The following is a 13,993-nucleotide window of genomic DNA, read 5'->3' as shown; positions in this document are numbered from 1 at the left end:
GCCCACGTGACCCCACCGGGATTGCCGGACGGACCTTGCGGGATCGGCTGGCAAGACCAGACGCCTCGGCGCGCTAGTCGCTGCCATGCCCCGCGATCCGCAGGCAGCCCCGGCCGGCGCGTTTCGCGCGATACAGCGCGTCGTCGGCAGCCGCCTGCATCGCGGCCCAGTCGAGGCAGGGATAATCCGTCGACAGCGCCCCGCCCAGGCTGACCGAGATCCGGCAGGTGGTGCCGTTGAAATCGAACGGCTGCTCGATGCTGGCCACGATGCGCTGACCCAGACGCTCCAGCCGCTCGGCATCGGCGAAATGCGGCAGCAACAGCACGAATTCGTCGCCGCCAGTGCGCGCGATGGTGTCCTCGGCCCGGGTGGCGGCGTTGAGGCGGACCGCCACCTCGCGCAGCATCGCATCGCCCGCCGCGTGGCCATGCGTGTCGTTCAGCGTCTTGAAGTGGTCGAGATCCATCAGCACCAGCGCGAATTGCTGCGACAGGTCGATGCTGGCCCCCTGGCGCAGCGCCGCAAAGGAGAGTTCCAGACCGCGCCGGTTGAACAGGCCGGTCAGGGGGTCGGTGAACGCCTCGGCCTCGGCCTTGCTGCGCGCCTCCTCCAGCCGCAGGTTGGCCCGCGACAGCTCGTCGGTCATGGCGCTGTTGGCCTCGTGCAGGAACAGCAGTTCCATCGCCAGGTCCGAGGGGGCGAAGTCGCGGTCGGTCAAATCGAAGGCGCGCACGGCGTCGACCAGGCCGATGCCGAAGCCGAGATTGAACAGCGCCGCCCCGTCCGCGAGCAGGCTTCCCCTGCCCCGCAGGACCCGCGCCGGGTCCGAGCGCAGGCGCAGGAACACCCGCTCGGCCCGCGCCAGATCGCCGATGCAAGCCGGGCCGATCGGGTCGAACGCGGCGTCGAAGCGGTCCTGGCCCTGGAGCAGCCGCGCCAGCGTGGCGCCGGCTGACAGGACGCGCCCGTCAGCCGAGACCAGCAGATGCATCGGCATCATCGACAGCGCCGCCTCGGCCAGCGCGGGCGGAGGCGCCGCGGCGGCTTCGTCAGGCAGCAGGCCGGCGCCGCCAGCCAGGGTCAGGTCGCGGTGTCTCATGCCACCCCCAGCAGCGGATCGCTGATCGAAAACGGCCGCCCCTCGCTGAATGCCGTCAGCGGCACCGAGACCTGCAACTGGTCCCCCGCCACCTCGATCACCGCGAGCACGCCATAATCGTCGGCCATCGCCCGCAGCATGCCCGACAGCGCGTGGATCCAGATCGGTTCTGCGTCCGCGACGATCGTCCAGCCCTCGGCGGTCGCCGAGACCGAGAGCGCCGGCAGCTGAAAGCCGCGCACCACCATCAGCGCCCGCCCCTGTATCTCGGGCAGCGCCGCGACGAACGCATCGAAGCTGCTGCCGGAAAAGCGCAGCAGGCGGCGAATGGACGGAACCCCCGCGATCCACGCGCCGATATCCTCGGCCAGTTCGCGCGGAGACCGCGACAGCCGCCGCGCGAGTTCGCGCATCATCTTCCCTGTCAGCGCGGTGTCATAGTGGCGCATCATGGCGAACCCACGCGGATCGGCGCCCGCCGCCGTCGCCGCAGCCGTCCACAGCGCATCACCATAGGTGGCACGGGTGAATTCCTCGATGGCGCGGTTGATGAGCCCGTGCATCGCCTTTCCCTGATTCTGTCGCCCATATGTAGCGGGCAACCGATTAACAGCCGATGAAGATTTACCGGATCTGCCCGTTTTCCAGCGCGGCGCGGGCATAGGCCACCTTGTCCGGCTGCCAACCGGCATTGGCCGCGAACTGTTCCAGCCGCGAGTCGGCCGCACAGATAAAGTCGAGCAGTGCCGCCGCCAGATCGTCCGACCGATCCGCGGCAAGCCGCCTGAGGTCACCCGGCTGCAGGCCGGTCTCGGCCATCAGCTCTGACACCAGGTCCGGAGATCCGGCCAGTTCCGCCATGATGGCGCTCGTCAGCTGATCCAGGGTGGCGCGGGTGATCATCGCGCCACTATCCGCCACCCGACCGGCGATGCAAGCGTGACATGCACCCGGCATGCACCTCTTCGTGAAGTCGCGCGGCGACAACGGTTTGTTAATCAATCCGGTGCAGATTGGCCGGGAACTTGTCTTCGAGGTCGCGCTATGTCGGGTCAGATCCTGGTTGTCGATGGGGCAGCAACGAACCGCATCACGCTCAAGGTGCGGCTGGCCGCGGCCTGCTATGACCCCCTGACCGCGCGGGACGGGGCCGAGGCGCTGGCGATCCTGTCCCGGATGCGGCCGACGATGGTCCTGATCGGCGGCAGCCCCGGCGACATGAGCGCGATCGAGTTGTGCCGGCGCATCGTCAGGACCGATCCCGCGATTCCCGTGATGATGACCGTCCCGCGGCATCTGCGGGTGGGGGCGCTGACCGCCGGCGCGGCCGCGGTGCTGGACAGCGGGGTCAACGAGATGAACCTTCTGGCGCGGATCCGCGGGCTGATGCGCGATCATGCCAGCGCCGACCCCGAACCCATGCTGGCCGGCATGGCCGAAGAGCAGGCGAGCTTCGATCTTGGGTCGGCGCAACCCGCGCCTCCCGCCTCGATCCTGCTGGTGGCAGAGGACGCGGCGGTGGGGCTTGGCTGGCGCCACGCGCTCGGGCCGCGGCTGGCCGCGCAGCTGAGGATCTCGGATCCCGACCGGGCGCTGTCCGAGGCGGCGGTGGGGCTGGTCCCGGACCTGTATCTGATCGCGGCCGACATCGCCCAGCAGGGGGACGGGCTGCGGTTGCTGTCCGAGCTGCGCTCGCGCCGGTCCTCGCGGAACGCCGGGTTTGCCGTTGTGCTGAATAGCGCGCGGCAGGACATGATGTCGGTGGCGCTCGATCTGGGCGCGGGGGACGTGCTGCCTGCGACGCTGGCCGCGGCCGACGAGGCAGACGAGGCGGCGCTGCGCGTCGCCGCGCTGATCCGCCGCAAGCGGTCGGCCGACATCCACCGTGCAGCGGCCGAACACGAACGCAGCCTGGCGCGGATCGACCCGCTGACCGGCCTCGCCAACCGTCGCTTTGCGCTGCCGCGGCTGGCGGAACTGTGCGATCCGCTGCTGAACCCCTCGCGCGACTGCGCGGTGATCGCCATCGACATCGACCGCTTCAAGCAGGTGAACGACAGCTACGGCCATGCCGCGGGAGACGCGGTGCTGATCGAACTCGCCTCGCGTCTCGAACAGGCCGTCGCGGGGCGGGGCTTTATGGCCCGCCTCGGGGGCGAAGAATTCCTGGCCGTGCTGCCCGACATTTCCCAGTCCGAGGCCGCCGCGCTGGCCGTGCGGTTGCGCGCCGCCGTCGTCGAACGCCCGTTCGTGCTGACCTGCCGCGACGGCTGGCCGCCGCTGCCGATCACGATCTCCGCCGGCGTGGCGGGGCTGATGCCCGATCCGGGCGCCAGCGCGCAGTCGCTGGCGGTGGCGCTGCTGGAACGCGCCGACGCCGCGCTGCTGAACGCCAAGCGCAGCGGGCGCAACCGGCTGATCGTCGCGGGGCTGGACGCCGCGGCGTGAACCGGGCCACGGCGGGCAACGGCGGGGACGATCAGGAGGGCTGAGACGCGGCACCAAGCGGCGGGGTTCCCGCCAGCGATCCCATCGCCGGGGGCGGCCCTCGCGTCATCATCCTCTCGCACCGCGATCCTCGCGATCCTCTAGCACCGCGGCCGGGGAATGCGGTATCGGACCGCGAACCCGGCGCCCGTCCCTGAGTCCGACCCTGCGTCCGGGCCGCCGCAACCCGTCCGCGCGCCACCCGCCCGTTTCGCTGAAAAGGCCGACCCATGCATCTTGTCAACCGCACCTTCGCCGAGCTTCGGATCGGCGACACCGCCGAGATCCGGCGCCTCATCACCCCCGACGACCTGTATTCCTTTGCCGCCGTATCGGGAAACTTCAACCCGATGCACCTGCCCGATCACGACGGCGACGGCGACGGGCGGGCCGACAACGTGGCGCCCGGGATGTTCCTGGCGTCGCTCTTTTCGGCCGTCCTGGGCACGCGGCTTCCGGGGCCGGGGACGCTCTACCGCCACCAGACCCTGGCCTTTCACGACCGGGCCCATGCGGGCGACGAGGTGATCTGCCGCGTCGAGGTCACCGACAAGACCGCCGATGGCAGCGTCACCCTGTCCACCCGGCTGCACCGGATCGGGGACGACGCCCTGCTGCTGGATGGCGCGGCCGTAGTCACCGCGCCGCAGCGCAAGTTCGAGCGCAACGACATCGAGGTCCCTGGCCTCATCGTCGAACGCCACCGCCATTTCGACGCCCTTATCGACCGCGCCCGCGCCCTGCCTGCGATCCCCACGGCGGTCGTCTGCCCGGACGACGAGAACGCGCTGGGCGGGGCGCTGCGGGCGGCAGAAGAGAGCATCATCACCCCGATCCTGATCGGCCGGGCCGACGCGATCCGGGCCACCGCCGCCGCGATGGGCGAGACGCTGGAGGGGATCGAGATCGTCGACATCGCCGGCGACGCCGAGGCCGCGGCCGAGGCCTGCCGGCTGGTGCACGCCGGTCGCGCAGCGGCAGTGATGAAGGGCCATCTGCACACCGACGACCTGCTGCGGCCGATGCTGGACAAGGCCACCGGACTGCGCATCGGCCGCCGGCTGACTCATGTCTTCGTCATGGACGTGCCCGGCCGGCCCGAGCCGGTGTTCGTGACCGACGCCGCGATCAACATCGCCCCCGACCTGGAAACCAAGATGGACATCGTCCAGAACGCCATCGACCTGGCGACCGGAATCGGGATGGAGGCGCGGGTCGGCGTCCTCTCGGCCGTCGAGACGGTGAACCCCGCGATCCAGTCCTCGATCGACGCGGCGCTGCTGTCGAAGATGGCCGAGCGCGGGCAGATCACCGGCGGCGCGGTGGACGGGCCCCTGGCGATGGACAACGCGGTGGATATCGGGGCGGCGCGCACCAAGGGGCTGCGCGGCAACGTCGCGGGGCGGGCGAATATCCTCGTGGTGCCGGGCATTGATGCGGGCAACATGCTGGCCAAGCAGCTGTCCTTCATCAGCCACGCCGAGGGCGCCGGGCTGGTGCTGGGCGCGAAGGTCCCGGTGATCCTGAATTCCCGGTCCGACAGCGCCGCCTCGCGGCTGGCGTCCTGCGCGATCGCCGCGCTGCATGACGCGCATCGCGCGGCCGAGGCAAAGCGATGATCCCGGTCATCCTGGCCCTGAACGCGGGGTCCTCGTCGCTGAAATTCGTCGTCTACGCCGCCGATCGCGACCGCCGGCTGGCGCAGGGGCTGGTGGACCGCATCGGCGCTGAGGGCAGCATCACGCTGACCGACGCGGACGGCAGGGCCCTGCCGGTCGCGGATGGCGTGCCGCAGGATCACGCCCAGGCGCTGCAACTGGCGCTGGACAGCCTGCGCGCGGCGTTTCCCGATTTCCGCGCCGTCGCGGTCGGCCACCGGGTCGTGCACGGCGGCATCGCCTTTACCGCGCCGGTGCGGGTCGACGACACGGTGCTGGCACAGCTCGAAAGCCTGTCGCCGTTTGCGCCGCTGCACCAGCCCCACAACATCGCGGGCATCCGTGCCGCCATCGCGGCCTTTCCCGGCGTGCCGCAGATCGCCTGCTTCGACACCGCCTTTCATCGCACTCACCCGTGGGTCAACGACACCTTCGCGCTGCCCCGCAGCCTTTACGACGAGGGGGTGCGCCGCTACGGCTTTCACGGGCTGAGCTATGACTATGTCAGTTCCGAACTGAAACGCCGCGCCCCGACCGTCGCGGCGGGGCGTGTGGTGGTGGCGCATCTGGGCAACGGCGCCTCGATGTGCGCGATCCAGGACGGCCGGTCGGTCGCCTCGACGATGGGCTTCACGGCGCTGGACGGCCTGCCGATGGGCACCCGCTGCGGCCAGCTGGACCCCGGCGTGGTGATGTATCTCATGGAACAGAAGGGGCTGTCACCCGATGCGGTACAGGACATCCTGTATCGGCAGTCGGGGCTTCTGGGCCTGTCGGGCGGGCTAAGCAACGACATGCGCACGCTCGAGGCGTCTCAGGCGCCCGAGGCCCAGCAGGCCATCGACTATTTCGTCTTTCGCATACAGCGCGAGCTGGGCGCGATGGCCGCGGCGATGGGCGGGATCGACGCGCTCGTCTTCTGCGGCGGGATCGGCGAGAATTCGCGCCAGGTCCGCGCCCGGGTCTGCGAGCGGACCGAGTGGATGGGGATCGAGATCGACCACGGCCGCAACAGCCGCAACGAGACATTGGTATCGTCCGAGATGTCGCGCGTGCATGTGATGGTGATTGCGACCGACGAGGGGATGGTGATCGCGCGGGCCGCGCGCGAGATGCTGGCCGCGGAGAAGGACCGGCAGCCGGCGCGCCCGTGACGTGACTGCGCGGCGGCGTTGCCGTGACGGCCGCCTGGGCGCCCGGGCGGGCTCGGCGGGGCGGCCAAAATGTCATCCAAGGCGCCGCCGGCGTTGACCGGGGCGGCACGCCCCCGGATCGGCAACCCCGCGCTCATCCTATCTTTCGAATGAGAACAGCCTGTTGGCAGCGCCGCGCGCCCTGCCCCTCGCGGATGCCATTGACGCGATCCCCCAGCCGGTTAACCGTGGGTTGTGAACGGTCCCGAACGCCCAGCCGACGGAGCAAGGCCATGACCACCCTCACCATCAACGGCGCAGAACGTACCCTCGACGTCGATCCCGACACCCCCCTGCTGTGGGTCCTGCGCGACGAATTGCGGTTGACCGGCACCAAGTTCGGCTGTGGCGTGGCGCAATGCGGCGCCTGCACGGTGATGCTGAACGGCATGCCGCGCCGGGCCTGCGTGACGCCGATCCGCACGCTCGCGGGCGCCGACGTCACCACCATCGAAGGGATGAGCGGGCGCGAATACGACGCCGTGCAGGCCGCCTGGCGGGCGCTGGACGTGCCGCAATGCGGCTGGTGCCAGTCGGGCCAGGTGATGAGCGCGACGATGCTGCTGCAGCAGTTGCCCGCCCCCACCGATCAGCAGATCGACGAGGCGATGGCCGGCAACATCTGCCGCTGCGCCACCTATCACCGCATCCGCACCGCGATCCACGACGCCGCCCGGACGCTGGAGGGCTGAGCCATGACCATCGCCACATCCCGCCGCGGGTTCCTGGGCGCCACCTCGGGGCTGATGATCGCGCTGGCGCTGCCGCTGAAGGGGCGCGCCCAGGACGCCCCACCCCAGGGTGCCGAGCAGGCCGTCCCCCCGGCGCTGGCGCCGGCGCCGGTGCCGCCCAACGCCTTCGTCCACATCGCCCCCGACGACACCGTCACGGTGATCGTCAAACATATCGAATTCGGCCAGGGTCCGCTGACCGGCCTCGCCACGCTGGTGGCCGAGGAACTGGACGCCGACTGGGCGCAGGTCCGCGGCGCGCTCGCCCATGCCGATGACACGCTGTACGCCAACCTCGCCTTCGGCATGCAGGGGACGGGCGGGTCGACCGCGCTGGGCAACAGCTTCCTGCAGATGCGCGGGGCCGGGGCCGCGATGCGGCAGATGCTGGTCGAGACCGCGGCCGAGGCCTGGGGCGTGCCGGCCGCCGAGATCACCGTCGCCAAGGGGCGCATCACCCATCCGTCCGGCAAGGAGAGCGGCTTCGGCGCCTTCGCCGAGGCCGCGGCGCAGCGCCCGGTGCCGGACAATCCCACGCTCAAGACATCCGACCAGTGGGTGCTGATCGGCACCGACCTGCCCAAGCTCGACACCGCCAGCAAGACCGACGGCACGGCGATGTTCACGCTCGACCAGTTTCCCGAGGGCGCGCAGGTGGTGGTGATCGAACGCCCGACCAGCTTTGGCGCCACCGTCGCCTCGTATGACGATGCCGAGGCGGCGAAGGTCGCCGGGGTCCGCGCCATCCGTCCGTTGCCGCAGGGCGTCGCCGTCTATGCCGACAACACCTTTGCCGCTTTGAAGGCCCGCAAGGCGCTCAAGGTCGAATGGGACCTGTCGGCGGCCGAGACCCGCACCAGCCAGCAGATCATGGCCGAGGCATCGGCGGCCGCCCGCGAGGCCGGGCGCACGGTCGAGGAGACGGGCGACCTGTCCGGCTTCGACGCGCCCGGCGCCACGGTCATCGAGGCCGAATACCAGTTTCCCTATCTGGCCCACGCGCCGATGGAAACGCTGGACGGGGTCGTCACCCTGGCCGAGGGGTCGGCCGAGGCCTCCTATGGCTGCCAGTTCCCCGGCATCGACCGGGCGGCGCTCGCCAAGACGCTGGGCCTGCCGATGGAGTCGGTGCGGGTCAACGTGCTGCTCGCCGGCGGCAGCTTCGGCCGCCGCGCGCAGGGCACGGCGCATTTCGCGACCGAGCTGGCCGAGGTGGCCAAGGCCGGCGGCCCCGGCAGCTACAAGCTGATGTGGACGCGCGAGGACGATATCCGCGGCGGCTATTACCGTCCGCTGTCGGTGCACCGAATGCGCGGCGCCATCGACGCCGAGGGCCGGATCACCGCCTGGGAAAACGTTATCGCCAACCAGTCGATCATGGCCGGCACGGCGATGGAGGCGATGATGAAGGACGGGCTGGACAGCAGCTCGTACGAAGGCTCGATCGGGCTGCCCTATGACTTCGGCGGGTTCCGCGCGGCCTGGCGGCAGCTGAAGACGGGGGTTCCGGTGCTGTGGTGGCGCTCGGTCGGGTCCACCCACACCGCGTTGGCGACCGAGATGTTCGTCGACGAATTGCTGGAAGCGGCCGGCAAGGACCCGGTGCAGGGGCGCCTGGATCTGCTGAAACCCGACGCCGCCCGCGAACGCGCGGTGATCGAGGCGGTGCGCGACCTGGCCGGCTGGACCGGCAAGGTGCAGGGCGACAAGGGTTATGGCATGGCCTTCGCCAAGAGCTTCGGCACCTATGTCGCCCAGATCGTCGAGTTGGAAAACCGCGACGGCCGGCCGCAGGTCACCCGCGCCTGGTGCGCCGTCGATTGCGGCATCCCGGTGAACCCCAACATCATCCGCGCGCAGATGGAGGGCGGGATCGGCTTTGGCCTCGGCGCCATCCTGCACAGCCAGATCACGCTTGGCGAGAACGGCGCGGTGCAGGAAAGCAACTATGACGATTACCCCAGCCTGCGCATCCACGAGATGCCGCAGGTCGAGGTGACGATCATCAAATCCGACGCCGACCCGACCGGGGTGGGCGAGCCCGGCGTGCCGCCCATCGGGCCGGCCGTCGCCAATGCGTGGCGGGCGCTGACCGGGCAGAAGACCCGCGCCCTGCCGATGCTTCAGAACCCGGGGGTGGTGTGATGCTGCGCATGACGCTGATGGCCGCCGTGCTGGCCGCTCCCGCCGTGGCGCAGGAGTTGCGCGCCCCCGACCAGATCACCGGGGCGAACGACGCCGCTCGCTCGGCCGCGCTGTTCACCGAGATGGGCAAGGTGCTGCAGCATCCGCGCTGCCTGAACTGCCACCCGGTGACCGGCGGGCCGACCCAGGGCGACGACATGCACCCCCACAACCCGCCCATCGTGCGCGGCGAGGCCGATTTCGGCGCCGCGGGCCTGAACTGCAACAGCTGTCACGGGACCGAGAACATCCCCTATCTGACCCGGACCGGGTCAATCCCCGGCCACGATCCGTGGCAACTCGCCCCGGTCTCGATGGGCTGGCAGGGCCGCTCGCTGGCCGAGATCTGCGCCCAGATCAAGGACCCGGCCCGCAACGGCGGCAAGGACCTCGCGGCGATCCTGGACCACCACGCCCGTGACGGACTGGTCGGCTGGGGCTGGGCGCCCGGCGAAGGCCGCACCCCCGCGCCGGGATCGCAGCAGCTGTTCGGCGAACTGACCCGCGCCTGGATCGACACCGGCGCGGTGTGTCCGGCGGGCTGAGCGGGACGCGACCCCGCCGCTGAGCGCTGCCAGATCGGGCCGCGCGGGACGGCCGCGGCCGGCGGGGGGTCGTCAGCCCGGCCTTTCGGTCCTGCCGCAGACCGACAGCGACTGGCCCGGGATCGTTCGGCCGCGCGGGCTTGCGAGATACAGAACCTGGTCCGCGATCTGTTCTGCCGTGACATATTCGCGGATCGCGGTGTGCGAAAACGCCTCGGCCTCGATCTGGTCGACCGGCAGGCCGCGGGTGGCGGCGCGCGCCTCCATCACCCGGCGCTGGCGGTCGCCGCGGGTGCAGGGTTAGGATATCGACCTGCGCCGCAAGGTGCCGTGGCTGTAAGGAGACCCCATGTCCGACCCTGAAATCGCCATCGTCGGCGCCGGACTGATCGGCCGCGCCTGGGCCTATGTCTTTGCCCGCGGCGGGCTGACGGTGCGGGCCTGGGACCCCGACACGGCCACGCTGGACCGGCTGCCGGCCGAGATGGCGGCGATGGTGGCCGAGGCCGGCGGCGATCCCGCCATCGCCCGGCGCATCCGCCCGGTGGCCTCGCTCGAGGCGACGCTGGAGGGTGCCGCCCTGGTCCAGGAAAACGGCCCCGAGCGGCTGGAGGTCAAGCGCGAGCTGTTCGCGCGGCTGGACGCCGCCGCCCCGCCGGATACGATCCTCGCCTCGTCCTCGTCGGCGCTGCCGGCCTCGGCCTTTTCGGCCGACCTACCCGGCGCCCGGCGTTGTCTGGTCGCGCACCCGGTCAACCCGCCGCACCTGATCCCGGTGGTCGAGCTGTGCCCCTCGCCCGCGACGGCGCCCGAGATGATGGACCGCGCCGAGGCGATCTATGCCCGTGTCGGCCAGGTGCCGGTGCGGCTCTCGCGCGAGATCGAGGGCTTCGTGCTGAACCGCCTGCAGGCCGCCCTGCTGGCCGAGGCGCTGCGGCTGGTGGACGAAGGCGTCTGCACGGTCCAGGGCCTTGATGACACGGTAAAGCACGGGCTGGGCCGGCGCTGGGCGTTCATGGGGCCGCTGGAAACGATATCGCTGAACGCGCCGCAGGGGGTGCCCGACTACATGCGCCGCTATGGCCCGACCCTGGGGCGGCTGGCCGACGATGCCGCCCGCGGCGCGGCGTTTTCCGCAGCCGTCGCGGACAGGATTGCCGCTGCCTTTCCCCACTCGGCGACGCCCGACGGGGTGCGCGCCCGGAGTGCATGGCGCGACAGCGAACTCGCCGCCCTCGATTCCCATCTCAAGACCCGCGCCGAAAAGGACCGCTGACATGGCCAAGCTGCCCCGCAAGACGATCATCACCTGCGCCGTGACCGGCGCGATCCACACGCCCTCGATGTCGCCGCATCTGCCGGTCAGCGCGTCCGAGATCGCCGAGGCCGCCATCGGGGCCGCCGAGGCGGGCGCGGCGATCGTCCACCTGCACGCCCGCAACCCCGAGGATGGCAGCCCCGACCAGTCGCCCGAGGCGTTCCTGCCGTTCCTGCAGATCATCAAGCAGCGCTCTGAGGTCGTGGTGAACCTGACCACCGGCGGGGCGCCGACGATGACCATCGAACAGCGCATGCGCCCGGCGGCGACGTTCCGCCCCGAGGTCGCCTCGATGAACATGGGGACGATGAATTTCGGGCTGTTCCCCATGCTCGACCGCTTCGAGGGCCAGTTGAAGCACCAGTGGGAACGCGATTATCTCGGCAACCGCGACATCGTGTTCCGCAACACCTTCGGCGATCTGGAAAGGGTGATGACCGATCTGGGCGCCAACGGCACCCGCTTCGAGTTCGAGTGCTACGACACCTCGCACCTGTACAATCTCAAGCATTTCTTCGACCGCGGCATCGTCACCGGCCCGCTGTTCATCCAGACCGTGTTCGGGCTGATGGGCGGCATCGGCGCCCACCCCGAGGACGTGATGCACATGAAGCGCACCGCCGATCGGCTGTTCGGCGACCAGTATCGCTGGTCGGTGCTGGGGGCCGGCAGGAACCAGTTGCCGATCGCCGCGATGGCGGCGGCGATGGGCGGCAACGTCCGCGTGGGGCTCGAGGATTCGCTGTGGGCGGGCCCCGGCAAGCTGGCCGAGACGAACGCCCAGCAGGTCCGCATGGTGCGCCAGATCATCGAAGGGCTGGGGATGGAGGTCGCCTCGCCCGAGGAAGCGCGCGAGATCCTGGCGCTGAAGGGTACCGACGATCTGGGGTTCTGACGCCGGGGACCCGCGGGCGGGCCGCCGGGCGAGAAGATCGCCTCCACCGCCCTGCGCCGACGTGCAGAGCGGCGTTGGGGCGACCGCGTCAGACCCGCCCCAGCCCCCAGAACGCGACCTCGAGCCGGGTCGCGGTGGCAAAGCGCCGGGCCAATTCGTCCCAGCGCGGCAGCGTCTCGGGCGCGTCGCCCAGACGGCGGGCGACGGCGGCATCCAGCAGCGCCCCGACCTCGCGGCAGGTCTGCTGGAAATCCTCGCCCCCATAGGTGGCGATCCAGTCGGCATAGGGCGTGTCGGGCGCGGCCTCGGCGGCCAGCCGCAGGCCGATCTCGCCATAGCCCAGCACGCAGGGCGCCAGCGCCGCCAGCAGGTCGAGGAAGTCCCCGGAATAGCCCGACTCCAGCACATAGCGGGTGTAGGCGAGGTTCTCGGGCGCCTCCTCGGCGGCCTCGAGTTCCGCCTCGGAGATCCCCGCTGCCGCGCAGATGCCCACATGCAGCGCCATCTCGCCATCGACCAGGGCGTGGACGGTGGCGGAACAGGCCCGCATCTCGTCGAGCGTGGCGGCCTTGACGATCCCCAGCGCCCAGGCGCGGCTGAAATGCACGAGGAACCGGTAATCCTGCACGAGATAGGTCAGGAACGCCGCGCGAGGCAAAGTGCCGTCGCGCATCCCCTCGACGAAGGGGTGGTGCGTATAGGCCTGCCACTGGTCCGCGCAGGCCGCCCTCCAGGCGGCAAAGCAGCGGCCATAGTCGGGGGCCGCGGGCAGGTCGGGGCGCAGCGCGCGGGCCGGCGCGGTCACTCCGCCGCCCCCGGGTCAAGCGCCAGCTTGCCGACCGGCAGCACCTCGGGGACCAGCCCGGCCTGATGCAGGAACGTCTCGAACCGCGCATAGCGGCCGTGATCCAGCGCCGCGGGCGACACCGCGAAGCGCCCGAAGGTCGCGTCCCAGGCGGTCGCGTTCAGCTCGTCCTTCAGGTCCGGGGCGTGGGCGGCAAAGATCTTCTTGGCCTCGGCGGGGTGGTTCAGCATGAACTGCGTGCCGCGCTCGACCGCGGCCATGAAGCGGTTGATGCGATCCCGGTCCAGATTGTCGCGGTGGGCGACAAAGATCAGCTCGTCATAGGCCGGCAGCCCCTCTTCCTCGACGAAGAAGCACTTGCCCTGCCCCCCGGCGAGCTTCATCTGGGTCAGCTCGAAGTTGCGATAGGCGCCGATGGTGGCATCGACCTGGCCGGTCATCAGCGCGGGCGTCAGCGACCAGTTGACGTTGACCATCTCGACATCGGCGGGCGTCAGCCCGGCCTTGGCCAGCAGCGCCTGCACGATCGCGTTCTCGACCCCCGACACGGAATAGCCGATCTTGCGGCCCTTGAGGTCGGCCACGGTCTTGATCGGCCCGTCCGCGCGCACCATCAGGCAGTTCAGCGGCGTGGCGACCAGCGTGCCGACGCGGACCAGCGGCAGGCCTTCGTGGACCTGCAGATGCAGCTGCGGCTGATAGCTGACCGCCAGATCGGCCTTGCCCGCCGCGACCAGCTTGGGCGGGTCGGCGGGGTCGGCGGGGGCCACGATCTCGACGTCGAGCCCCTCATCGGCGAAGAACCCCTTTTCGGCGGCCAGAACCACGGGCGCATGGTCGGGGTTCACGAACCAGTCGAGCATCAGCGTCAGCTTTTCGGCCGCGAAAGCGGGGGCGGCCGCCAGCATCAGCGCGGCGGTGCAGGCGGTTCGGAACAATCGGGTCATGTCGTCTCTCCGGTTGCGATCAGGGCGATCTGGTTGGGGTGGGTTGCGGCCAGGATGCGGGCGGCACGCCAGGCGCGCAGGCCGGACCGGCAGGCGATGACCGCGCGCGCGCCGGGGGGCGGCGCCCC

Annotated in this window: 14 protein-coding genes; 8 read left to right on the top strand and 6 right to left on the bottom strand. The window is 70.6% G+C overall.

Going from position 1 to position 13,993, the window contains the following annotated elements:
- Positions 1-73: 73 nt before the first annotated feature.
- From IC63_RS19100 to IC63_RS10765, 3 genes are all read right to left on the bottom strand, one after another.
- Complete coding sequence (locus IC63_RS19100; protein WP_084115749.1) at positions 74-1,102, bottom strand: GGDEF domain-containing protein; 1,029 nt, start codon at positions 1,100-1,102, stop codon at positions 74-76.
- Positions 1,099-1,665 carry a heme NO-binding domain-containing protein gene (locus tag IC63_RS10770; RefSeq protein ID WP_036720131.1) on the bottom strand — a complete coding sequence of 189 codons (567 nt, stop codon included), beginning with the start codon at positions 1,663-1,665 and terminating at the stop codon, positions 1,099-1,101. The genes IC63_RS19100 and IC63_RS10770 overlap by 4 nt, the downstream gene beginning before the upstream one ends.
- A 61-nt stretch (positions 1,666-1,726) precedes the next feature.
- Positions 1,727-2,005: a DUF3572 family protein gene (locus IC63_RS10765; protein ID WP_052042113.1), complete on the bottom strand. Its 279-nt coding sequence runs from the start codon at positions 2,003-2,005 to the stop codon at positions 1,727-1,729.
- A gap of 141 nt (positions 2,006-2,146) precedes the next feature.
- Here IC63_RS10765 and IC63_RS10760 point away from each other — a divergent pair, with 141 nt between their 5' ends.
- The 6 genes from IC63_RS10760 (at position 2,147) to IC63_RS10735 (ending at position 9,900) form a co-directional block, all read left to right on the top strand.
- Complete coding sequence (locus IC63_RS10760; protein WP_036720128.1) at positions 2,147-3,550, top strand: diguanylate cyclase domain-containing protein; 1,404 nt, start codon at positions 2,147-2,149, stop codon at positions 3,548-3,550.
- 269 nt (positions 3,551-3,819) lie between these two features.
- On the top strand, positions 3,820-5,208 hold the full coding sequence (locus IC63_RS10755; protein ID WP_036720122.1) for a bifunctional enoyl-CoA hydratase/phosphate acetyltransferase: 1,389 nt from the start codon (positions 3,820-3,822) through the stop codon (positions 5,206-5,208).
- Positions 5,205-6,401: an acetate/propionate family kinase gene (locus IC63_RS10750; protein WP_036720120.1), complete on the top strand. Its 1,197-nt coding sequence runs from the start codon at positions 5,205-5,207 to the stop codon at positions 6,399-6,401. Before IC63_RS10755 ends, IC63_RS10750 begins: the two co-directional genes overlap by 4 nt.
- 272 nt (positions 6,402-6,673) lie before the next feature.
- Positions 6,674-7,132, top strand: coding sequence for a (2Fe-2S)-binding protein (locus IC63_RS10745; RefSeq protein ID WP_036720119.1), 459 nt, complete (start codon positions 6,674-6,676; stop codon positions 7,130-7,132).
- A gap of 3 nt (positions 7,133-7,135) precedes the next feature.
- Positions 7,136-9,316, top strand: coding sequence for a xanthine dehydrogenase family protein molybdopterin-binding subunit (locus IC63_RS10740; protein ID WP_036720117.1), 2,181 nt, complete (start codon positions 7,136-7,138; stop codon positions 9,314-9,316).
- Entirely contained in the window at positions 9,316-9,900 is a 585-nt protein-coding gene (locus IC63_RS10735) for an Isoquinoline 1-oxidoreductase subunit (protein WP_408633563.1), read from the top strand. Before IC63_RS10740 ends, IC63_RS10735 begins: the two co-directional genes overlap by 1 nt.
- Before the next feature lie 72 nt (positions 9,901-9,972).
- Here the strand turns inward: IC63_RS10735 and IC63_RS10730 are convergent, their stop codons facing one another.
- Positions 9,973-10,167 carry a hypothetical protein gene (locus IC63_RS10730; protein WP_036720116.1) on the bottom strand — a complete coding sequence of 65 codons (195 nt, stop codon included), beginning with the start codon at positions 10,165-10,167 and terminating at the stop codon, positions 9,973-9,975.
- 82 nt (positions 10,168-10,249) lie between these two features.
- Between IC63_RS10730 and IC63_RS10725 the strand changes: the two genes are divergently transcribed.
- Complete coding sequence (locus IC63_RS10725; RefSeq protein ID WP_036720114.1) at positions 10,250-11,176, top strand: 3-hydroxyacyl-CoA dehydrogenase; 927 nt, start codon at positions 10,250-10,252, stop codon at positions 11,174-11,176.
- A 1-nt stretch (position 11,177) separates the two neighbouring features.
- Positions 11,178-12,113, top strand: a complete 936-nt coding sequence (locus tag IC63_RS10720; protein ID WP_036720111.1) for a BKACE family enzyme — start codon at positions 11,178-11,180, stop codon at positions 12,111-12,113.
- 88 nt (positions 12,114-12,201) lie between these two features.
- Here IC63_RS10720 and tenA read toward each other — a convergent pair whose 3' ends face one another.
- Both tenA and IC63_RS10710 read right to left on the bottom strand, forming a co-directional pair.
- Positions 12,202-12,918, bottom strand: a complete 717-nt coding sequence (gene tenA, locus IC63_RS10715) for a thiaminase II (protein WP_232222586.1) — start codon at positions 12,916-12,918, stop codon at positions 12,202-12,204.
- Positions 12,915-13,865, bottom strand: a complete 951-nt coding sequence (locus IC63_RS10710; RefSeq protein WP_052042110.1) for an ABC transporter substrate-binding protein — start codon at positions 13,863-13,865, stop codon at positions 12,915-12,917. The genes tenA and IC63_RS10710 overlap by 4 nt, the downstream gene beginning before the upstream one ends.
- Positions 13,866-13,993 lie beyond the last annotated feature (128 nt).

This window comes from Paracoccus sphaerophysae, assembly GCF_000763805.1.
GTDB lineage: Bacteria > Pseudomonadota > Alphaproteobacteria > Rhodobacterales > Rhodobacteraceae > Paracoccus > Paracoccus sphaerophysae.
Note: the sequence above shows the minus strand (reverse complement) of the source record. Positions and strands in the feature narration are given on the sequence as shown.

Coding starts and splice junctions, on each gene's coding strand:
- IC63_RS10710 (WP_052042110.1), bottom strand. CDS start 13,865: ATGACCCGATTGTTCCGAACCGCCTGCACCGCCGCGCTGATGCTGGCG.
- IC63_RS10740 (WP_036720117.1), top strand. CDS start 7,136: ATGACCATCGCCACATCCCGCCGCGGGTTCCTGGGCGCCACCTCGGGG.
- IC63_RS10725 (WP_036720114.1), top strand. CDS start 10,250: ATGTCCGACCCTGAAATCGCCATCGTCGGCGCCGGACTGATCGGCCGC.
- IC63_RS10755 (WP_036720122.1), top strand. CDS start 3,820: ATGCATCTTGTCAACCGCACCTTCGCCGAGCTTCGGATCGGCGACACC.
- IC63_RS10750 (WP_036720120.1), top strand. CDS start 5,205: ATGATCCCGGTCATCCTGGCCCTGAACGCGGGGTCCTCGTCGCTGAAA.
- IC63_RS19100 (WP_084115749.1), bottom strand. CDS start 1,102: ATGAGACACCGCGACCTGACCCTGGCTGGCGGCGCCGGCCTGCTGCCT.
- IC63_RS10745 (WP_036720119.1), top strand. CDS start 6,674: ATGACCACCCTCACCATCAACGGCGCAGAACGTACCCTCGACGTCGAT.
- IC63_RS10730 (WP_036720116.1), bottom strand. CDS start 10,167: ATGGAGGCGCGCGCCGCCACCCGCGGCCTGCCGGTCGACCAGATCGAG.
- IC63_RS10760 (WP_036720128.1), top strand. CDS start 2,147: ATGTCGGGTCAGATCCTGGTTGTCGATGGGGCAGCAACGAACCGCATC.
- IC63_RS10720 (WP_036720111.1), top strand. CDS start 11,178: ATGGCCAAGCTGCCCCGCAAGACGATCATCACCTGCGCCGTGACCGGC.
- IC63_RS10735 (WP_408633563.1), top strand. CDS start 9,316: ATGCTGCGCATGACGCTGATGGCCGCCGTGCTGGCCGCTCCCGCCGTG.
- IC63_RS10770 (WP_036720131.1), bottom strand. CDS start 1,665: ATGCACGGGCTCATCAACCGCGCCATCGAGGAATTCACCCGTGCCACC.
- IC63_RS10765 (WP_052042113.1), bottom strand. CDS start 2,005: ATGATCACCCGCGCCACCCTGGATCAGCTGACGAGCGCCATCATGGCG.